General features: G+C 62.5%; 18 protein-coding genes. 5 read left to right on the forward strand and 13 right to left on the reverse strand.

Features of this window, described 5'->3' with window-relative positions:
- Positions 1–77 precede the first annotated feature (77 nt).
- Positions 78–968 (forward strand): NAD-dependent epimerase/dehydratase family protein, encoded by an 891-nt coding sequence (locus NKH57_RS08695; protein WP_352943528.1) that lies wholly within the window; start codon positions 78–80, stop codon positions 966–968.
- 110 nt (positions 969–1,078) lie between these two features.
- Here NKH57_RS08695 and NKH57_RS08700 read toward each other — a convergent pair whose 3' ends face one another.
- The 13 genes from NKH57_RS08700 to NKH57_RS08760 form a co-directional block, all read right to left on the reverse strand.
- Entirely contained in the window at positions 1,079–2,590 is a 1,512-nt protein-coding gene (locus tag NKH57_RS08700) for a peptidoglycan DD-metalloendopeptidase family protein (protein ID WP_023757616.1), read from the reverse strand.
- A gap of 186 nt (positions 2,591–2,776) precedes the next feature.
- Complete coding sequence (locus tag NKH57_RS08705) at positions 2,777–3,430, reverse strand: protein-L-isoaspartate(D-aspartate) O-methyltransferase (protein WP_023757617.1); 654 nt, start codon at positions 3,428–3,430, stop codon at positions 2,777–2,779.
- On the reverse strand, positions 3,427–4,185 hold the full coding sequence (surE, locus tag NKH57_RS08710) for a 5'/3'-nucleotidase SurE (protein WP_023757618.1): 759 nt from the start codon (positions 4,183–4,185) through the stop codon (positions 3,427–3,429). Before surE ends, NKH57_RS08705 begins: the two co-directional genes overlap by 4 nt.
- Positions 4,185–5,489: a serine--tRNA ligase gene (serS, locus tag NKH57_RS08715; protein ID WP_352943531.1), complete on the reverse strand. Its 1,305-nt coding sequence runs from the start codon at positions 5,487–5,489 to the stop codon at positions 4,185–4,187. The genes surE and serS overlap by 1 nt, the downstream gene beginning before the upstream one ends.
- A gap of 187 nt (positions 5,490–5,676) precedes the next feature.
- Entirely contained in the window at positions 5,677–6,552 is an 876-nt protein-coding gene (gene tatC, locus NKH57_RS08720; protein WP_023757620.1) for a twin-arginine translocase subunit TatC, read from the reverse strand.
- Positions 6,549–7,349 (reverse strand): Sec-independent protein translocase protein TatB, encoded by an 801-nt coding sequence (tatB, locus tag NKH57_RS08725; RefSeq protein ID WP_023757621.1) that lies wholly within the window; start codon positions 7,347–7,349, stop codon positions 6,549–6,551. Before tatB ends, tatC begins: the two co-directional genes overlap by 4 nt.
- 29 nt (positions 7,350–7,378) lie before the next feature.
- Entirely contained in the window at positions 7,379–7,600 is a 222-nt protein-coding gene (locus NKH57_RS08730) for a twin-arginine translocase TatA/TatE family subunit (RefSeq protein WP_013531295.1), read from the reverse strand.
- A 168-nt stretch (positions 7,601–7,768) separates the two neighbouring features.
- Positions 7,769–8,536: an SMC-Scp complex subunit ScpB gene (gene scpB, locus NKH57_RS08735; protein WP_023757622.1), complete on the reverse strand. Its 768-nt coding sequence runs from the start codon at positions 8,534–8,536 to the stop codon at positions 7,769–7,771.
- Entirely contained in the window at positions 8,533–9,333 is an 801-nt protein-coding gene (locus tag NKH57_RS08740) for a segregation and condensation protein A (protein WP_023757623.1), read from the reverse strand. Before NKH57_RS08740 ends, scpB begins: the two co-directional genes overlap by 4 nt.
- A gap of 61 nt (positions 9,334–9,394) precedes the next feature.
- Positions 9,395–10,414 carry a beta-N-acetylhexosaminidase gene (gene nagZ, locus NKH57_RS08745; protein WP_023757624.1) on the reverse strand — a complete coding sequence of 340 codons (1,020 nt, stop codon included), beginning with the start codon at positions 10,412–10,414 and terminating at the stop codon, positions 9,395–9,397.
- Between the two features lie 132 nt (positions 10,415–10,546).
- Positions 10,547–14,005: an SPOR domain-containing protein gene (locus tag NKH57_RS08750; protein WP_352943534.1), complete on the reverse strand. Its 3,459-nt coding sequence runs from the start codon at positions 14,003–14,005 to the stop codon at positions 10,547–10,549.
- 103 nt (positions 14,006–14,108) lie between these two features.
- On the reverse strand, positions 14,109–15,866 hold the full coding sequence (gene argS / locus NKH57_RS08755) for an arginine--tRNA ligase (RefSeq protein WP_352943536.1): 1,758 nt from the start codon (positions 15,864–15,866) through the stop codon (positions 14,109–14,111).
- 62 nt (positions 15,867–15,928) lie between these two features.
- Positions 15,929–17,143 (reverse strand): deoxyguanosinetriphosphate triphosphohydrolase, encoded by a 1,215-nt coding sequence (locus NKH57_RS08760; protein WP_352943538.1) that lies wholly within the window; start codon positions 17,141–17,143, stop codon positions 15,929–15,931.
- Between the two features lie 105 nt (positions 17,144–17,248).
- On the opposite strand from NKH57_RS08760, the gene erpA reads away from it, so the two are divergent.
- From erpA to NKH57_RS08780, 4 genes are all read left to right on the forward strand, one after another.
- Complete coding sequence (gene erpA / locus NKH57_RS08765) at positions 17,249–17,596, forward strand: iron-sulfur cluster insertion protein ErpA (RefSeq protein WP_352827870.1); 348 nt, start codon at positions 17,249–17,251, stop codon at positions 17,594–17,596.
- Between the two features lies 1 nt (position 17,597).
- On the forward strand, positions 17,598–17,993 hold the full coding sequence (locus NKH57_RS08770; protein ID WP_352943540.1) for a VOC family protein: 396 nt from the start codon (positions 17,598–17,600) through the stop codon (positions 17,991–17,993).
- Between the two features lie 17 nt (positions 17,994–18,010).
- Positions 18,011–18,805: an exodeoxyribonuclease III gene (xth, locus tag NKH57_RS08775; protein ID WP_352606958.1), complete on the forward strand. Its 795-nt coding sequence runs from the start codon at positions 18,011–18,013 to the stop codon at positions 18,803–18,805.
- A 69-nt stretch (positions 18,806–18,874) separates the two neighbouring features.
- Positions 18,875–19,174: a hypothetical protein gene (locus tag NKH57_RS08780; RefSeq protein ID WP_352943542.1), complete on the forward strand. Its 300-nt coding sequence runs from the start codon at positions 18,875–18,877 to the stop codon at positions 19,172–19,174.
- Position 19,175: the final 1 nt, after the last annotated feature.

The following is a 19,175-nucleotide window of genomic DNA, read 5'->3' on the forward strand; positions in this document are numbered from 1 at the left end:
TTGGCAATTCTCGCGCGATTTTCAATGCCGCGAACCTGTACTTCCGCCTCTCCATCAAGGTTGAAAGAGAGGTTGCGATGAGTTTCTATGTTGTTGTCGGTGCAGGGCCGGTTGGAAGCGAGACCGCTCGCCTTCTTGGCGAGGAAGGACATGATGTCGTTCTCACAAGCCGAAGCGTCGGCTCGAACGCGTTGCAGAACGTGCGGCCAATACAGGCCGACGCCACGGATGCCTCGGAGCTGTCGCGCATCTGCCGAGACGCCGATGTCATCTTCATGTGTGCGATGGCCACCTATCATCGGTGGCCGACCGACTTTTTTCCCATCATCGATGGCACCGTGCGCGCAGCGGAAACTGTCGGCGCGAAGCTCATCGTGCTCGGAAACCTCTATGGTTATGGGGAAAATGCCGATAGCCCGCTTCGCTCCGACCTGTCTCTGGACCCGACTTCGAAGAAAGGAACTGCCAGGACCATCATGTGGCAGCGGGCGGTCCGTGCCAAAGTACCGGCGATCGAAGTGCGGTCAAGCGACTATCTGGGACAGGGCGCGATCAGCTATTTCTCACTGGTCGCGCTGCCCTCCATAATCGAGGGGAAGCCCAACGCTTTCATTGGAAACCTTGAGGCAACTCATGCCTGGAGCTTCACCAGGGACGTCGCCAGGACACTTGTCGCGGCCTCCCGCTACACGGGTGAATGGGGACGGGCATTTCATGTTCCCTCGCAACACGCCTCCCCCCGGGAACTCATCTTGAAAACCGCGGCGATGCTTCGCCGGGAGGTTTCAGAAGTACGTTCCTATTCGGTCTCAGAGATGGAAGCATTGGGCATGCATGAGCTTATCGAGATGAGCTACCTCTTCGAAAGGCCCTTGCTGGTCGATTCATCCGACGCAGAGGCACTCTTAGGGGTGAAGGCCAGCAGCCTTGAAGTGATGATCGCCGACACGCTCCGCGATCATCTTTGAGTCTTGAGGAACAAGCATCTCGCAACCAACTGAAAAAGCCCGCTCCTGGCGGAGCGGGCTGAGCCGGCGGGCCGGACTGGAGGTCAGACGGCCTGCAAATTGCTTTTTTTCTATTCGAGGTAGCCCGACGGATCGACCGGGGCAGAGTTCTTGCGCACTTCGAAATGCAGCTTCGGCGAGTCCGTCGTGCCGCTCATGCCCGACAGTGCGATTTCTTGGCCGCGCTTGACCTTTTGGCCGCGCTGCACCTCGATAGAGCTGGCGTGGCCGTAGACGGTGACCAGGCCATTCTCGTGGCGCACCAGAACCGTGTTGCCGAATTCCTTGAGCCCGTCGCCGGCATAGATGACGACGCCGTTCTCGGCCGCCTTGACCGGCGTTCCCGTCGGCACGGCGATGTCGACGCCGTCCTTGCCGGACCCGAAACCGGAGATCACGCGGCCGCGCACCGGCCAGCGCATCTTGCCGATGCCGGTGGCGTCAGGCGCGACGGCATCGTCGTCCTCGGCCTGCTGGATGACTTTCGAATCTTTCTTCGGCGGCGTGTAGGACGCCAGCGTTTCCGACGGCGTGGTCTTTGCCGCTGGCTGCGTCGTGGCCGTGGTCACCGGATCGATCTTGGCAGGCTTGGCGCTGGCGACCGTCGCGGCCCCACCAGTCGGCACCTTCAGGGTCTGGCCGATCTTAAGCAGTCCATCCTTCATCCCGTTGGCCTGCTTCAGAGCAACGACGCCAACGCCGGTCTTCCTGGCAATCGAAGACATCGTATCGCCCGACTGGACCGTGTAGGTCCCAGCGGCCTTGGCCGCGGCCATCTGCGGCTTGGGCTGCTTGGGCTGGTTTGCGGCGGCCGCCGTGTCGACCTGAGCGGCGGACTTGCCCTCCTTCAGCTTCGGCTGCTGGGGCAGGACCGCGACCTTTTCGGGTGCCGTGGCCGGCTGGTCGTGCTTGCCGTCTTTCGCCGGCTTGACCTCGGCGACTTTCGGCTCGCCTTTGTTCGAGTAGGCATAGGCCGGGATAACCAGCTTCTGGCCGGTCTTCAGACCCTTGGTCGCGCTCAGCCCGTTGACCTTCATGATCGCGTCGGCCGGCACCTTGTAGTGCTGCGCTATGCCTGAAATCGTTTCACCGTCCCTGACGACGATCTCGGTCGCATGCGGCGTACCAGCAGCTGCCACGCGCGGTGCATCGGGCTGCGCAACCTTGAACGGCGATGCGGCCGGAGCGACGGTACCGGTCGTGGTCCTGTCGACATGCGGCGCCGCAGCCAATGCGGTGCGCATCGGCTTTGCGGCAGGCGCCAGTGCGGGAGCCGGCTGCGCCTGGGCAACGGGCGGCGGCAATGGCCGCGTCGAAACCGGCTCGAGGCTGGAGCGGCTGACCGACTGTGTGTGGCTGCCATCGATTGGGGCGGCCGCGACATCACCCGGATAGGGCTGCTGTACGGCATCCTGCTTGTTGATGATCGCGCGCTGATTGTTCGTCGAGGATGTAAAGACGTCGTCGACGCCATTGAACCGCGAAACCTGGGAACTGCATCCCGCAGCAGCACCCGCGACCACCAGTATGGCGCAGCCTCGCGCCAGATTGCGACCGTTTGTCTTCAAAACTCTGAGTTGCATCGCACTAACCCGCACATACCCGGTACAAACTAGGCATGATTAAAGCGCGTTAATGTTACTCGACGGTTAACCCCATGGAATCCGGCGAAATTTTTCTTAAAATATTAGAGGGTGAGCTGAGGGGAGATTTTACGTCAGCCGAGCCGGTGTCGAGGACGGGCGCGAAGCTGGCGTTTGCAACATCGCCTATATGACGGCGGCCACGCTGCGCAGGATAGGCTGCAAGCGGACAAGGCCGATATCCTCACGCTCGAACCGGCTGCCGACCTTGGTCAGCTTGGCCAGCACCTGCTCGCCCTCCTCGGGCCCGATCGGGGCGATGACGATGCCGCCGCTCGACAATTGATCGAGCAGGAAGCGCGGAAGGCTGTCGAAGGCTGCCCATGCGACGATGCGATCGAACGGCCCTTCGTTCGGCAGCCCGCCGGAACCATCGGCCTGGCGCACGATGACATTGCCGATACCGAGCGCCTCGAAACGCTGCCTGGCCTGCTCGACGAGCGTCCTGTAGCGATCGGTGGTGACGACCCGCGCCGCCAGCCGCGACATCACGGCCGAGGTATAACCGGAGCCGGTGCCGATCTCGAGCACGCGATTGCCCTGCTCGATGGCGAGTGCGGCGATCACCGCCGCCTGCATGTCCGCGCCTTCGATCGCCTCGCCGCATTCGATCGGCAGCATGCGGTCCGACCAGGCGATCTGATGGAACTGGGCCGCCAGGAAGCCGCGCCGCGGCGTCGCCTCGAAGGCTGCGATCAACGCCTTCGGCACCGTCCCCCTGCCGCGCAGGCGCAACAGAAAGGCGGCAAAGCCTTCACGGTCATCGAGGCCCTGGTTCATGCAAGCGCCTTGCTCAGTTGATCACGGATTTCATGCGCGGTGAGGTCTAGCTGCAGTGGTGTCACCGACACCAGCCTGTTGCGCAGAGCATAGAGGTCTGTGCCTTGCTTGCCTTCGACCGGCTCGCGGCCGAAACGCAGCCAGTAATAAGGCAGGCCGCGCCCGTCACGGCGCTCATCGACCCACAAGCTGTGCACCAGTTTGCCTTGCGAGGTGACGACCGTTCCGGCGACCTCTTCTGGAAGGCAGTTCGGAAAATTGACGTTCAGCAAAACACCGTCCGGCAACGGCGTCGCGACCAGTTTCTCCAGCAGCGCCGGCGCCAGCGCCTCGGTCGTCTCGTATGGGACGACGCGGTCCTCGCCGACATAGCTGTAGCCCTGGCTGAGCGCGATCGAGCGGATGCCGAGCAGCGCGCCTTCCATGGCACCGGCGACGGTGCCGGAATAGGTGACATCGTCGGCGATGTTGGCGCCGGAATTGATGCCGGACAGGATCAGGTCGGGTGCGCCGGGAAGGATCTTCTTGACTCCCATGATGACACAATCGGTCGGCGTGCCGCGCACGGCAAAATGCTTCTCGCCGATCTTGCGCAGCCGCAGCGGCTCCGAGATCGACAGCGAATGGGCGTAGCCTGACTGATCCTGCTCCGGAGCCACCACCCAGACGTCGTCGGACAGGGTGCGAGCGACGCGTTCGAGCGACGCCAGGCCCTCGGCATGAATGCCGTCGTCATTGGTCAGGAGGATGCGCATTATTTCGCTTCGATCTTTTCCAGACCGCCCATGTAAGGCCGCAGCACTTCAGGAATGGTTATGCTGCCATCCTCATTCTGATAGTTTTCGATGACAGCTATGAGCGCGCGACCAACCGCGGTGCCCGAACCGTTGAGCGTATGGACGAAGCGGTTGCCCTTGCCGTCTTTGTCCTTGTAGCGGGCGTCCATGCGGCGCGCCTGGAAATCCCCGCACACCGAGCAGGACGAAATCTCGCGATAAGCGTTCTGGCCGGGCAGCCAGACTTCGATGTCGTAGGTCTTGCGCGCGCCAAAGCCCATGTCGCCGGTGCACAGCGTCACGGTGCGGAACGGCAGGCCGAGCCGCTTCAGCACTTCCTCGGCGCATTGCGTCATCCGCTCGTGTTCGGCGAGCGAGGACTCCTGGTCGGTGATCGACACCAGCTCGACCTTGTAGAATTGGTGCTGACGCAGCATGCCGCGCGTGTCGCGCCCGGCCGAACCCGCTTCCGAACGGAAGCACGGCGTCAGCGCCGTATAGCGCAGCGGCAGTTTTTCATGCGAGGTGATTTCTTCGCGCACCAGATTGGTGAGCGGCACTTCGGCTGTTGGGATCAGGCCAAGCCTGCCCTCCCCGTGCGGCGTGAAGAACAGATCTTCCTCGAACTTCGGCAACTGGTTGGTGCCGAACAGAACGTCGTCCTTGACCATCAGTGGCGGGATGACTTCTTGGTAGCCATGCTCGGTCGTGTGCAGGTCGAGCATGAATTGTCCGAGCGCGCGTTCCATCCGCGCCAGGCCGCTTTTCAGCACGGTGAACCGCGAGCCCGACAGTTTTGCCGCCCGCTCGAAATCCATCATGCCGAGCGCTTCGCCGATCTCGAAATGCTCCTTCACCCAGTTCGGCGGTGTCGGCGCCTTGCCGACGACGCGCTTGACGACATTGTCGTGCTCGTCCTTGCCGACAGGTACGTCGTCGAGCGGCACGTTGGGCAGCACCGCAAGCGCATCGTTCAGCGCCTTGTCGAGTTCGCGTTCGCGCGCCTCGCCATTCTGGATGAAGGTCTTGATCTCGCCGACTTCGGATTTCAGTCTTTCGGCAAGTGCCGCATCGCCTGAACGCATGGCGTTGCCGATCTCTTTCGAGGCGGCATTGCGGCGCTCCTGCTTGGTCTGCAATTCGGTGACGTGTTCGCGCCGCGCCTCGTCCGAGGCGATCAGCCCGTCGACCGTGGACTGCGCCTCACCGGCCGACCACGAGCGCTTGACTAGCGCCTCGACAAGGGCCTTCGGGTTGTCGCGAATCCATTTGATGTCAAGCATGGTTCATCCGTCCTCAGGAAGCATGTCGCCCAAAAGTGCGCAGCGGTTTTGGACAACGACATGCTCAAAACAAAACTGAAACGCAGCGCTTGATAGCGATGCGTTTCAGCAAGAGGGGGTAAACCGCATCCTTGATCGATGCAAGATGAGGCGAGGCAGCGGCAGCCGTTTTCCACGCAGCCCGGTATTAGGAGGCAGCAGGCGCCGGAGGCTCGTCTGGGGCTTTGTCCGCCACGGTTTCCGCTGTGTCCTGTCTCTCGCGCGCCACACGCTGCTTTTCCTGATCGCGCTCGATCAGACGGGCAGCCCAGATGGAGACCTCGTAGAGAAGGATCGTCGGGAGGGCCAGGCCGATCTGGCTCATCGGATCGGGTGGTGTCAGCACCGCGGCGACGACGAAGGCAATCACGATTGCCCATTTGCGCTTCTCGGCCAGCGCCTTGGACGACAGCATGCCGACCCGCGTCATCAGGCTGGTCACCACCGGTAGCTGGAATACCAGGCCGAAGGAAAAGATCAGCGTCATGATCAGGCTGAGATATTCCGACACTTTCGGCAGCAGCGAAATCTGCACCTGTTCGTCGGTGCCGGTCTGCTGCATGGCGAGGAAGAACCACATCACCATCGGCGTGAAGAAGAAATAGACCAGAGACGCGCCCATCAGGAACAGGATCGGCGAAGCGATCAGGAACGGCAGGAAGGCGTTGCGCTCGTTCTTATAGAGGCCTGGAGCGATGAACTTGTAGATCTGCGTGGCGATCAGCGGAAAGGCGATCACCATGCCACCGAACATTGCGAGCTTGACCTGGGTGAAGAAGAATTCCTGCGGCGCGGTGTAGATCAGCTCGACCTTGTGCGGATCGAGCCCTGCCCACTGCGTTGCCCATCTGAACGGGACGACCAGAAGGTTGAACAGCTTCTTGGCGAAGAAGAAGCAGACGAGAAACGCGACGAAGAAGCCGCCCAGCGACCAGATCAACCGCCGGCGCAACTCGATCAGATGCTCCATCAGCGGCGCCGACGATTTCTCGATCTCGTCCTTTTCCTTGTCCGAAACGCTCACTTGGCGGCTCCCGCCGTCTTCTTGGCCGCCGGTGTCTTGGCCGGCGTAGGCTTCGGATCGGCTTTCGCCACGGTCTTGATCGCGATCGCCTTGGCCGCAGCAGGCTTCGCGGTTTTGCGCGTTTCAGCCTTTGCCGCCGCCACGGTCTTCGCTGGCGCTTTGGGCGTAGGCGGGGCCTTGGTGGCGATCGTTTTCGCCGGCGCAGGAGCCTTTGCGACATTCGTCGAAGCCGTGGCCGGTACTTTTGCAACCGGCATTGCCTTTGCCGGCGCAGCCTTGGCCACCTTCGCCGCGGACGCCTTTGGCGCCACGACCGGTTCTGTCGGCAATGACGACGTCACCACCGAGTCATCGGCCATTGCCGGGAAAATTGGCGCTGCCGGCGTGGCTTCCGGCCCGTTGACGCCAGGCATGGTCGTTGCGCCATTCTTCAAAGGCTCGGCCGCCAGCGGCGTCGAAGCGGCAGGCATTGCCGGATCGGCCGCCGGCTTGGGCTTCATCGCCGCATCGACGCCGGAGCGAACGTCGGCCGCGGCCTGCTCGAACGGATTGAGCTGCTTCTTGATCTCGGCCATCGGGCTGAGGCCTCTGAGCTCGTCGACCGACTTCTTGACGTCGTCAAGCTCGGCTTCCTTCAGCGCTTCGTTGAACTGCTTCTGGAAATCGGACGCCATCGCGCGCAGCTTCGCCGTCGTGCGCCCGAAAGTGCGCAGCATATTGGGCAAATCCTTGGGTCCGACGACCACGATCATGACGATCGCGATGACCAGCATTTCGGTCCAGCCGACTTCAAACATGGCACTCTGTTCCGACTAGAACCTGTGGCTCAGCTCTTGCTGGCTTTTTCCTTCGCGGCCGCAACGGTCTCATCCGCACGGTGTTCGACGGTGCGCTTGTCTTCGGCAACGTCATCGTCGGCCATGCCCTTCTTGAAGCTCTTGATGCCCTTGGCCATGTCGCCCATCAGCTCGGGAATCTTGCCGCGGCCGAACACCAGCAGCACGATCACCAGCACGATCATCCAATGCCAAATCGAAAATGAACCCATAGCAAATCTCTCTCGAACGTTTTCCCTGGCGATGATCTATGCGCTTTCGCGTAGGGATTCAAACACAACTGCGACAGAGTTTATGAAAGGGTGGCGGATGTCACGCATTTTCAACGCGATGGCCCGCTACGAATCCGCGCATCCTCGACAGATTGGCAGCTACGCCAGTCAATCCTCCGTGACGCGCGGCGTCAGCAGGCCGAGTTCCTCGAGGTCGATGTCGGTCAGAGCGTCCTCGTCGTCGGTCAACGCGTCGGGATCGGCCGGCGGCTGCGGAATGGAGAAATTCGACGGCATGCGGCCCGAAAGCAGCCCGGCCCCTTTCAGTTCCTCCATGCCCGGAAGATCGCGGATCTCCTCCAGCGCGAAATGATCAAGGAAAGTGTCGGTGGTGCCGTAGGTGACAGGGCGTCCCGGCGTTTTGCGCCGGCCACGCATGCGCACCCATTCCGTTTCCAGCAGCGTGTCGAGCGTCCCTTTCGAGGTTTCAACGCCGCGGATGTCCTCTATTTCGGCGCGCGTCACTGGCTGGTGATAGGCAATGATCGCCAGCACTTCGAGCGCTGCGCGCGACAGCCTCCTTTGTTGGACAGTATCGCGGCTCATCAGGAAAGCCAGATCGCCGGCGGTGCGGAATGCCCAGGCATCGCCGACGCGCACCAGATTGACGCCGCGCCGGGCATAGATCTGGCGCAGTTCGGCCATGGCCAGGGCGACGTTGATGCCATCTGGCAGACGCGCCGCAAGCTGCTTTTCGCTGACAGGTTCAGCGCTGGCGAACACGATCGCCTCGGCCATGCGTACGGCTTCCGCCAGATGCAGCCGCTCGGCCGGATTCTGCACCTGTTGCTCTGAAGGATACTGGGAGAGCGATTCCTCTTCGGGTTCATCGCCGACCTTGAACGGGATAACCGAAGCGTTGGCGCGTTCGCTCATGATGCCACCTCGACTGCCTTGATTGCCTGCGCGCGGCCGCGCAGATAGATCGGAGCGAACACTTCGTCCTGCCGCATGTCCATCGTGCCTTCGCGCACCAGTTCCAGCGTGGCCGCGAAAGAGCTGGCGATCGCCGTGCGCCGCTCCTCGGGGCTGGTCATGTACACGATCAGGAAACTTTCCAGCGTCGCCCAGTCGTGCAGGGCTCCGACCAGGCGGGTCAGGATATCGCGCGCGTCCTTGAGCGACCAGACACCACGCCTGGCGATCGTCACATTGTTGATCGCCTGCTTCTGCCGCTGCTGGGCATAGGCGGTCAGGAGATCGTAGAGCGAGGCCGAATAGGCGTTACGCTTTTCGACGATGACCATTTCCGGCATGCCGCGCGCGAACACATCACGGCCAAGCCGGTTGCGATTGACAAGGCGGGCCGAGGCGTCGCGCATGGCTTCCAGCCGCTTCAGCCGGAACTGCAGCACCGCCGCCAGTTCCTCGCCGCTTTCGCCCTCATCGCCCGGCTGTTTGGGGATCAGAAGCTTCGACTTGAGGAAAGCCAGCCACGCCGCCATCACCAGATAGTCGGCGGCAAGTTCGAGCCTGAGTGCCCTCGCCGTCTCGACAAAGGTCAGATATTGCTCGACCAGCGCCAGGATCGAAATGCGCGCCAGATCGACTTTCTGGGTGCGGGCGAGATGCAGCAGAAGATCGAGCGGACCTTCGAAGCCGGCCACGTCGACGACCAGCGACGGGTCGCCGGTGACGCGTGAATCGTCATTCTCGGCCCACAGACGGTCCATCGGTGCGGCCTTCGCGGCCTTGCTTTCCAATGTTTCCGCCACTGCTTTTCACTTTCCCTTGCTAGGCCACTGCATCGAAGTAGGTGGCGAATTCGGCACGTATTTCGGTTTCTTCAACCGTGTCCCGGTTCTTTATATAGGTCAGCGCCCGCTTTGCGCGCTCCAGCGACGCGCCCTCGAGCCCCGTGGTCCGCGATGCGATGCCGGCCATCTCCTCGAAAACGCCATTGCAGTGAAGGACCAGATCGCAGCCCGCGGCAAGGATCGAGGCCGCCTTTGTCGGGAAATCCCCAGAAAGTGCCTTCATCGAGGTGTCGTCGCTCATCAGCAACCCGTCGAAACCGATTTCGCGCCGGATGATCTCGTCGATGACCTTGCCGGAGGTGGTCGCCGGATTGTTGGGATCGATGGCGCTGTAGACGACATGCGCCGTCATCGCCATCGGCAGATGATTGAGCTCCCGGAACGGGGCGAAATCATGCCGCTGCAGATCGCTCAGCGAGGCATTGACCACAGGCAATTCGAAATGCGTATCGGCAAAGGCGCGTCCATGGCCCGGAATATGCTTCATGACCGGCAGCACGCCGCCCGACATCAACCCTTCGGCCGCGGCGCGGCCGAGTTCGATCACCGGTCGCGGTTCCTTGCCATACGCACGCGCGCCGATGACATCGCTGGCACCCTCAATCGGCACGTCGAGCACCGGCAGGCAATCCGCGGTGATGCCGTAGCGCAGCAGGTCAAAGGCATGCAGCCGCGCCATCAGCCAGGCCGCGCGGGCGCCGGCATCATGGTCGTCGCGCCACAGCGCGCCGAGCGCACCACCGGCCGGATAGTTCGGCGCCAATGGCGGCCGCAGGCGCTGCACACGGCCGCCCTCCTGGTCGATGAACACCAGCGCGTCCGGACGCCCGATACAGTCGCGCATCTCGGCGACCAGATCGCGGATCTGTTCGGTCTCGCCGATGTTGCGCGCAAACAGGATGAAGGCCCAAGGGCATTCATTGCGATAGAAATTGATTTCTTCGCGGGTGAGCGATTTCCCGGCACAGCCGAGGATCATGGATTTTGATTCGGTCATGTCAGCAGTTTAGGGCTTCACACGATCAAAGGGAATCATCCGGATCACAAGCCGTCAAACGCCAGATCTGCTTTCCCCATAAAAAGCCGGCGCGGTGACCGCGCCGGCTTCTACAATTGGTTGGCTCCGGCTCTAGCGCGAGACGAAGCAGTTGCCGCCGGCGGCCTTGTAGCTGGTGCACAAATTGATCGCATCATTGCGCGACTGGGCCGGAACGCGCACGCGGTAGAACGTGCCCTTGCCGGCGATCTCGGCCTTGACGATGTTGGCGGTACGACCGGCGAGCACGCTGCCATAGCGGCGCTGCAGATCCTGATAGCTGGACTGGGCGCTCTCGACCGTCGGCTGTGAAGCAATCTGCATCGACCACGAGCCGCCGCCGGTCGCGGTCGACGCCGGATCGATGGACGCGACCTGATCGGGCTTGACCTCGCCGACGACATCAACCGGCTGGTCGGACGGACGCTGCGGCGCGACCGGAACCTTGGTCGGCGTGTTGGCGGACTGCGCCTTGGCCTCAGCCTTGGGCTTGGCTGTCGCTACCGGCGCTGCCGCCACCGGTGCTGCGGCCACCGGTTTGAGAGCCGGCCCATCATCTGCCTGGGCGGCGGCGGGCGCCACAGTGCCGGTCTGGTCCGCATCGGCCTTCGCCAACGGGGCAACATGCTGCGGCGCCGGGTCGACCGGCTCGGTTGCGGCCACTTGCGTTGCGGCCGGCGCCGGATCCTCACGCGGCACCAGCGAACCATCCGACTTGACCACCATGGTCCTCACCTTGCGCGGCGCAACGGCGACGACATCGGCATTGGTGCCCTTGTCGGCATCCTGCAGCACCTGCGCGATGCGATCCTCGGACTTGGGCGCGGGCGCTGTGTTGTCGGTCGAAGCGGCGCCGGCGGTCGGCACGGCGTTGCCGTCATCGGGTCCGATGGTGACTGCGGCGCCGGCGTTCTGGTCCGGCGAAAGATCGATGGCGCGGCTCGGATCCTTCGCCTGTACGTCTACCGGGTCTTCGGTGTTGGTAACCAGTTTCTCCTGGACCGGCTCGGCGGGCTTCGCACCCCTGACCGCGTCATAGACCTTGTTGTCCTGGTTTGGTACCACGGCCCCGCCCGGATTCTCCGGCTTGACCTTGATCGGCGCGTTGTCGGCCTTAACGATCACGGGCGCTTCACTACCGCCCTTGCCGCCGAAAGACAGCGCAAAGGCGCCAAGGCCGCCTGCGACCGCCACCCCACCGACAATCACGGCGATGAGCAGGCCACGTCCGCGCGAAGGCCTTGCAGCCTCACGCTCGCCGAGGCCCGGAACAGCCATCGCCTCATCGAGTTCGGGATCGTAGTCGAGTTCGTCGACGGTGAAATCGTCCGCCTGTGAAGCCGGCTGATTGCCGGGCAGACTGTCGAGATCGAAGCCGTCGGCGGCATCGGCATAACCTGTTGGCGCCGCCGTGCGGGCAGACACTTCCATGGGCCGCGCCGCATAGGTCCGCGCTTCCGGCTCATAACCCAGCGAGGCCCTGTCATAGCCCGGCTTGGCCCTGTCATAGCCCGGCTTGACGCTGTCATAGCCCTGCTTGGCGTTGTCATAGCCCTGCTTGGCTGTGTCATAACCCGGCTTGAAACCCGCGGCGTAAGAGTCATCTTCGTAAGACGCCACGTAGCTCGCGGTAGCGGGAGCGACCTCCACCGCGTTCATCTCGGAGAGAAGGCTGGAGAACTCGGCGTCGAGATCGTCATAGCCAGGCGACGCCGGCTGATCTTCCTCGAAATGCAGTTCCGGAATGTCGAGATCGTCCGCCAGCGCCACGACACGCTCGGGCACATCGACAGTCTCGACATCGGGCATGTCTTCGTAACGCGCTGACTGGCGCGATTGCTGCGCGGATACAGGGGCGACAGTTTCGACCGGCTCGGCCGAACGGTAGGACGTCACCCCCGCGACCGCCGAGGCTGTGGTCATGGGTGCCATCGAAGCGGCCGGCTGACCACCAACCGGAGGCTGAGCGCTAAATGAGGGCTGTTGCGGAACCGGCGTCACGCGGCTCCACGAACGGACTGGCTCGGGCGGCGTGGAACGCTCCGCCGGCCAATCGAGAGAATCTGTCGAATTGTCCCGGGAAGCGGACGCATCACGCGGGTCCAGGCTTTTGGCAAAGGCCGCGTCGAAGGCGTCATCGTCGAAATCGACATCACCATGTCCGGCAGCCTCCGAGCCCGGATCCCGATCTTCAGGTTCATCATGCAAAAGATCGTCGACATCGGCATCGGCCGCCTGGGCGGTGCCGAGGTGGTTAGGCTCCTCAGGAGCGGGTTCGTCAAGATCCCAGTCGAGCTCACCGACAACATCGGCCGGCTCCTCGGTGGTCTCTGCAGCCTCGGCGACAGGCGACTGCGCGGCGACAGCCGGCTGAGCCATGACCGGCTCCTCCTTGGCTACAGGCGCCGAGCGCGCGGTCATGGCGCCCAGCAGCGCATTCAACTCGTCTTCCAGGCTCCGTTCGTCCTCGATCGGGGTTTGCTCCGGCTCGGCTGCGATGACGTCTGGCGCCACCGGCTGGACCGGAGCGGCGACAAACTCAGTGGCCGGTTCTTCGACTGTTTCGGCAAACGTGTCGTCGAAATTCAGGTCGAAAGCATCATCCGACCCTGCTTCAGCGCTGGGCGTCTCGCCCTGCGCATCCGCGCTATCGGCAAGCATATCATGCGCTTCCGGCTCCTCGGATGCGACCGGCTCGTCAGCGCGAACGTCAAAATCCATGTCGACATCTGCCATGCCGTCGTCGAGATGGCTGGCAAGATTTTCGTCGGAGGCAAAATTTTCGTCGGGGGCCTGACCGTCAGGCGCAGCAGCCTGCTCCGGCATGGGGTACTCGACGGGATCGGCAGCCCTGTGGGCCTGTTCCATCACCGAATGGTCGTCGAGCATCAGCTCGTCTTCGAGCGAGATCGCAATCACATCGTCGAATTCATGATCGGAGGCGGCCGTCTCGGCAGCAGGCGCGTCGTCAACAGCGTGCTGGACCTCTTCAGCTTCCTCGTCAATCCGGAAGTCATGGTCGAGCGACGCGGCAAACTCGTCCGCCATCGGCTGATCGTCCTCGAAGGGCGAGACATCCTCAAGCGAACTGGCGACGGCATTGCCGAAATCGGCGTCGAAAGCCGGCTCGACGGACGGTGCGGCTTCGGCAGCGCCCGATTGGCTGGAGCCGGTAGCTTGGTCGTCGACGTCAGCCATGTCCAGATGGAAATCGTCGTCGAGCGAAACCGAAAACTCGTCGTCATCCGTTGCGCCGGCCTCAGCCGCTTCGAACGCCGGCCGATGCTCGAAAGTAGGCTCATGGGCCTCGGCAACCGGAACGGCGTCGCTGTCGTCAGCGCCGAACTCGGCCATCATTTCCTTCTCGAGATCGATATCGAAATCGCCCTCTTCCGCCGCGTGATCGGCGGCTGGGACTTTCGGCTGGGCGGGCGACTGCGGCTTGACCGGCTGGCGCGGGTCGAACCCCATGATCCTGGTCAGTTCCGCGAACGGATCATCGTCGGCGATGTCGTTGTTGTCGGCTACTCTCAGCTGGGTTCTGTCTGCCATTATTGTTCCCGAACTCGCACTCATTCGGACGCCATGGACGTCGCGTAGGGTTGGCCCTTACCAGCGCAATGTGGGCAAAAGGTGACAGGTTATTTAGTCAAACCTAACGCATTTCGGTGGGCGCGGCGGCTCCGATCAGCGTCAGGCCGGACGTCAAAACGTCTGAAACAGCCTGCACCAGCCCTAGTCTGGCATGCGTCAATTGTCGGTCGTTAACCTTAACAAAACGTAAGTCGGGATTATCCGTGCCACGGTTCCAGTGTCCGTGGAAGCTGGAGGCCAGATCATAAAGGTAGAATGCCAGCCGATGGGGCTCGAGCGCAAGTGCAGCCGACTCGATCAGGCGGGGATATTCGGCAAGCTTGCGGATCAGGCCGATTTCGCCCTCGTCGGTCAGCAAAGCCACGGCGGACGCGAGGCTGTTACGATCGAAATTGGCCTCGCCCAGTTGCTCGCTCGCCTGTCTGAATACCGAATGGCAGCGTGCCGAAGCGTACTGCACATAGAACACCGGATTGTCCTTGGACTGCTCGGTCACCTTGGCGAAATCGAAATCCAGCGGCGCGTCGTTCTTGCGGTAGAGCATCATGAAGCGGATCGCGTCGCGGCCGACTTCCTCCACCACTTCGCGCAGCGTCACGAAATCGCCAGACCGCTTCGACATGCGCACCGGCTCGCCGTCGCGAAACAGCTTCACCAATTGGCAAAGCAGCACGGTGAGCTTCACCTCGTCGCCGGCAATCGCCCGCGCCAGCGCTTCCAGCCGCTTGACATAGCCGCCATGGTCGGCGCCGAGCACATAGATCAGGTCGACGAAGCCGCGATCGACCTTGTCCTTGAGATAGGCGACATCGGCGGCGAAATAGGTGAAGGAGCCGTCCGACTTGACCAGCGCCCGGTCCATGTCGTCGCCGACCGCGGTCGAGCGGAACAGCGTCTGCTCGCGGTCCTCCCAATCATCGGGCTTCTCGCCCTTGGGCGGCGGCAATTTGCCCTTGTAGATGTGACCCTTCAGCGTCAAATCGTTGATCGCCGAGCGGATCTTCCTGGCATTGTCAGCGTGCAGCGTGCGCTCGGAGAAGAACACGTCGTGATGCACGTTGAGCATCGCCAGATCCTCGCGGATCATCGCCATCATCGCATCGATGGTGCGGTCCTTGATGATGGCGAGCGCCTCGTCATCCGGCATCTGCAGCAAAGAGCGGCCAAACTCCTTGGCCAGCGTCTGCCCGACAGGGACAAGGTAATCGCCGGGATAGAGACCGGGAGGTATTTCGCCGATGTCCTCGCCGAGCGCTTCGCGGTACCGCAGGAATGCGGAGCGACCGAGCACGTCGATCTGCGAGCCGGCATCGTTGATGACGTATTCCTTGGTCACGTCGTAGCCGGCAAAGGCCATCAGGTTGGCCAGCGCGTCGCCAACGACAGCGCCCCTGCAATGGCCGACATGCATCGGCCCTGTCGGATTGGCCGAGACATATTCGACATTGGTCTTCCTGCCAGCGCCAATCGACGAGCGGCCATAATTGCGGCCTTCGCCAAGCAAGGCGGTCAGATGCACCTGCCAGAAGCCGTCCTTCAGCCGGAGATTGACGAAACCCGGGCCAGCCACTTCGGTGGCGGCGACATCCTTGTCCTCACGCAGCGCTTGCGCCAGTCTCTCGGCCAGCACGCGCGGATTCTGGCCGGTCGGCTTGGCCAGCACCATTGCCGCATTGGTCGCCAGGTCGCCATGGCTGGCGTCGCGCGGCGGTTCGACGGCAATGCGCGACAGATCCGGCGAAACGCCATTACTGTCCTTCAAATCAAGCGCTTCGACAGCTTTTATGATTCGCGCGGTGAAGTCGGCGAAGATATTCATGGGACTGGCTCTGGTGGCTTTACAGGGAATCCGGCTCGTTGGCCGGCAAAATCGAGCCCGCCCTAGCTCAATTCCGGCGTATGGTCAAACAAGCGCCGATGTTCCTTGAGTGCATAGGTGTCGGTCATACCCGCCAGAAAATCGGCGACGCTGCGCGCCTTGATGCGAACGGCGGCCCGATCCAGCCCCTCGCGCCAGCCGTCCGGCATGGCGCGCGGATCGGCGAAATAGGCGTCGAACAGATCGTTGACGATCCGCTCGGCGTCCGCGCGCACACGCATGACTTCCGCGTGCCGATAAAGATGCTTGTAGAGAAAGGCCTTCAGTTCTTTCTCGAAGGCGGCCATTTCGGCCGAGAAAGTCACCATCGTCTCGCCAGCCGCTCTCACGGCATCGGCGTTCCGTGGCCTGATGCGCTCCAGATTGGCAGTGGTGGAGACGATGACATCCTCGACCATGGCGGTGATCTGCCGCCGCATCAGCTCATGGCCGGTGCGTACGTCATCAAGAGAGGGATAGCGTGCGCGGACGCCTTTCAGAATGGTTCCGGGCAGCGAAACCGTCTCCAGCATATCCAGCGTCAGCAGCCCTGCTCTCAGGCCATCGTCGATATCGTGCGTGTTGTAGGCGATGTCGTCGGCGATCGCAGCGCATTGCGCCTCAATGCCGGCAAACCGGTCCAGCTCGAGGTCGTGCAGCTCGGAATAATCACGGATCGCCTGCGGCACCCGCCCTTTCAGGCCTTGACCGTCGGCATCCGTCAGCGGTCCATTGTGCTTGACCAGGCCTTCCAGCGTTTCCCAGGTCAGGTTGAGCCCATCGAATTCGGCATAGCGCGCCTCCAGCCTCGTCACGATGCGCAGCGATTGCGCATTGTGGTCGAAACCACCCCAGGCGGCCATCTTCTCGTTCAGCGCATCCTCGCCGGTGTGGCCGAAGGGCGTGTGGCCGAAATCATGCACCAGAGCCACCGCCTCGGCGAGATCCTCATCGCCGCGCAGCGCTCGTGCCAAAGCGCGCGCGATCTGCGCCACTTCGATCGAATGGGTCAGCCGAGTACGGTAATGGTCGCCTTCATGGGCGATGAAGACCTGCGTCTTGTGCTTGAGACGACGGAAGGCCGTCGAGTGGATGATGCGGTCACGGTCGCGCTGGAACGGCGTGCGGGTCGGGCTCTCCAACTCTTCGAACAACCGTCCGCGCGACTTTGCCGGATCGCAGGCATAGGCGGCGCGTGGCCGATAGCCAAATCCGATGTCGCCCAACTCATTGGTCATGGCTGATGCCGCCGCAGTTGACTTGGTCCAGATAATTTGGGCCTGGTTGACTTGGCCCCTCGCGCTTCATACCTATCATGTGAAACCGAAAGCAAGGTGACGCCGATGGGCGCGGATGCCAAGACTGCCATGAAAGTCGACATGACCGAGGCCGCCGCCAAGCGGATCGCAAAGATTGTCTCGAGCGAGGCGGGCAAGACGGCGCTGCGCGTTTCCGTCGAAGGCGGCGGTTGCTCCGGCTTTTCCTACAAGTTCGATCTGGTCGACACGCGCAACGACGATGACGTCGCCATCGAGAAGGATGGCGCCACGGTGCTGATCGACGATCTGTCGCTGGTCTATATGGGCGGTTCGGTGATCGATTTCGTCGATGATTTGATGGGCCAGTCGTTCCAGATCCGAAATCCGAACGCAGTCGCCTCCTGCGGCTGCGGCACGAGCTTTTCCATATAGAATGCCTGCCATCGGCGCGGTCCGCCAGATCGCACTGTCGGCCGGCCGCGACCTCGATGCAACGCTGGCCTTTTGGCGCGACGTCCTGGGCATGAACCTGCATGCGCGCTTCGATCCGCCCGGCATCGCATTTATCATGGCCGGCGATACCAGGCTGTTGTTCACCGACGGCATACCGGCAGGAACAGTCTATCTCGACATATCGGGTCTCGACGATTTCCACGCCTCGGCGGCGGCGGCCGGCGTCCCCTTCACCGCGACGCCGACACTTGTCCATCGTGACAGCGAGGGCCAGTTCGGCCCAGCCGGGGAAACCGAATGGATGGCCTTCCTAAAGGACCCCGCCGGCAATACGATCGGGCTCGTCGAACGCCATCCGCCGCAAGACCCCAACTGAGCAGCATCGGGACCGTTATGAAAATTGTCACCTGGAACATCAACGGCGTGCGCGCCCGCATCGGCAACCTGACCCATTGGCTGACCGAAAGCGCGCCCGATATCGCCTGCCTGCAGGAGATCAAGACGGTCGACGAGCAGTTCCCGCGCGCCGAAATCGAGGCGCTTGGCTACAATGTCGAAACCTATGGCCAGAAGGGTTTCAATGGCGTCGCCATCCTGTCGAAGTTGCGCTTCGACGAAGTTGTCAGGGGCCTGCCCGGCGACGATGCCGACGAGCAGGCGCGTTTCATCGAAGGTGTTTTCTCGACGGACAAGGGCGCGCTGCGAGTAGCGTCGCTCTATCTGCCGAACGGCAATCCGATCGATGACGAGAAGAAGTTCTCCTACAAGCTATCCTGGATGGCACGTCTGGAGCGCTGGGCTGAAGAGCGCCTGAAGCTCGAAGAGGCGCTTGTGCTGGCCGGCGACTACAACGTTATCCCCGAGCCGATCGACGCTCGGTTTCCGGAGAACTGGCTGGGCGATGCGCTGTTCCAGCCGCAGACGCGGCAAGCCTTCCGCCGGCTACTCAACCTTGGGTTCACCGAGGCGGTGCGCGCAGTCACCGACGCGACTGACGCCTATACGTTTTGGGACTATCAGGCCGGCGCCTGGCAGAAGAACAACGGCATCCGCATCGACCATCTGCTTTTGTCGCCGGAAGCCGCCAACCGGTTCTCATCGGCCTTGATCGAAAAGCATGTCCGCGCCTGGGAAAAGCCGTCCGATCACGTCCCGGTGGCGATCGATCTCGCGCTCCAGCCAGCCTGACGGCGCTAACCCTCATATCGCCACATTTCGCGCCGTTCATTGCTGAGTCAGCATGGCGGCTGGGATTCCATGACCATACGATTTCATCTTTGTCCGATCGGCCTGGCATTTGCCATGGCCGCTCCTGCCGCGGCGCTTGCCGACCAGGAATGCCTGGCCAATGGAAAATCCTACCAGCTTGGCCAGGTCGCCTACCTGACGCTTGCCGGCCAGAGCCATCTTGCCCGCTGCGACATGGTGCTCAACAACACCTCGTGGACGAAGGTCGGCGACAGCTGCCCCGCAAACACGATGGCGCCGCACCTGCATGCCACGCCGATCTCGACGCCGGCGCCCAGCATGGTGCCGACGGAGCCGACCGAGAACTGAT

It is taken from the genome of Mesorhizobium sp. M1050, assembly GCF_040318715.1.
GTDB lineage: Bacteria > Pseudomonadota > Alphaproteobacteria > Rhizobiales > Rhizobiaceae > Mesorhizobium.

What these genes read in the sequence shown, in the direction of transcription:
- NKH57_RS08695 (WP_352943528.1), top strand. Translation starts at nt 78, where the DNA reads ATGAGTTTCTATGTTGTTGTCGGTGCAGGGCCGGTTGGAAGCGAGACC.
- NKH57_RS08700 (WP_023757616.1), bottom strand. Translation starts at nt 2,590, where the DNA reads ATGCAACTCAGAGTTTTGAAGACAAACGGTCGCAATCTGGCGCGAGGC.
- NKH57_RS08705 (WP_023757617.1), bottom strand. Translation starts at nt 3,430, where the DNA reads ATGAACCAGGGCCTCGATGACCGTGAAGGCTTTGCCGCCTTTCTGTTG.
- surE (WP_023757618.1), bottom strand. Translation starts at nt 4,185, where the DNA reads ATGCGCATCCTCCTGACCAATGACGACGGCATTCATGCCGAGGGCCTG.
- serS (WP_352943531.1), bottom strand. Translation starts at nt 5,489, where the DNA reads ATGCTTGACATCAAATGGATTCGCGACAACCCGAAGGCCCTTGTCGAG.
- tatB (WP_023757621.1), bottom strand. Translation starts at nt 7,349, where the DNA reads ATGTTTGAAGTCGGCTGGACCGAAATGCTGGTCATCGCGATCGTCATG.
- NKH57_RS08730 (WP_013531295.1), bottom strand. Translation starts at nt 7,600, where the DNA reads ATGGGTTCATTTTCGATTTGGCATTGGATGATCGTGCTGGTGATCGTG.
- scpB (WP_023757622.1), bottom strand. Translation starts at nt 8,536, where the DNA reads ATGAGCGAACGCGCCAACGCTTCGGTTATCCCGTTCAAGGTCGGCGAT.
- NKH57_RS08740 (WP_023757623.1), bottom strand. Translation starts at nt 9,333, where the DNA reads ATGGACCGTCTGTGGGCCGAGAATGACGATTCACGCGTCACCGGCGAC.
- nagZ (WP_023757624.1), bottom strand. Translation starts at nt 10,414, where the DNA reads ATGACCGAATCAAAATCCATGATCCTCGGCTGTGCCGGGAAATCGCTC.
- NKH57_RS08750 (WP_352943534.1), bottom strand. Translation starts at nt 14,005, where the DNA reads ATGGCAGACAGAACCCAGCTGAGAGTAGCCGACAACAACGACATCGCC.
- argS (WP_352943536.1), bottom strand. Translation starts at nt 15,866, where the DNA reads ATGAATATCTTCGCCGACTTCACCGCGCGAATCATAAAAGCTGTCGAA.
- NKH57_RS08760 (WP_352943538.1), bottom strand. Translation starts at nt 17,143, where the DNA reads ATGACCAATGAGTTGGGCGACATCGGATTTGGCTATCGGCCACGCGCC.
- erpA (WP_352827870.1), top strand. Translation starts at nt 17,249, where the DNA reads ATGGGCGCGGATGCCAAGACTGCCATGAAAGTCGACATGACCGAGGCC.
- NKH57_RS08770 (WP_352943540.1), top strand. Translation starts at nt 17,598, where the DNA reads ATGCCTGCCATCGGCGCGGTCCGCCAGATCGCACTGTCGGCCGGCCGC.
- xth (WP_352606958.1), top strand. Translation starts at nt 18,011, where the DNA reads ATGAAAATTGTCACCTGGAACATCAACGGCGTGCGCGCCCGCATCGGC.
- NKH57_RS08780 (WP_352943542.1), top strand. Translation starts at nt 18,875, where the DNA reads ATGACCATACGATTTCATCTTTGTCCGATCGGCCTGGCATTTGCCATG.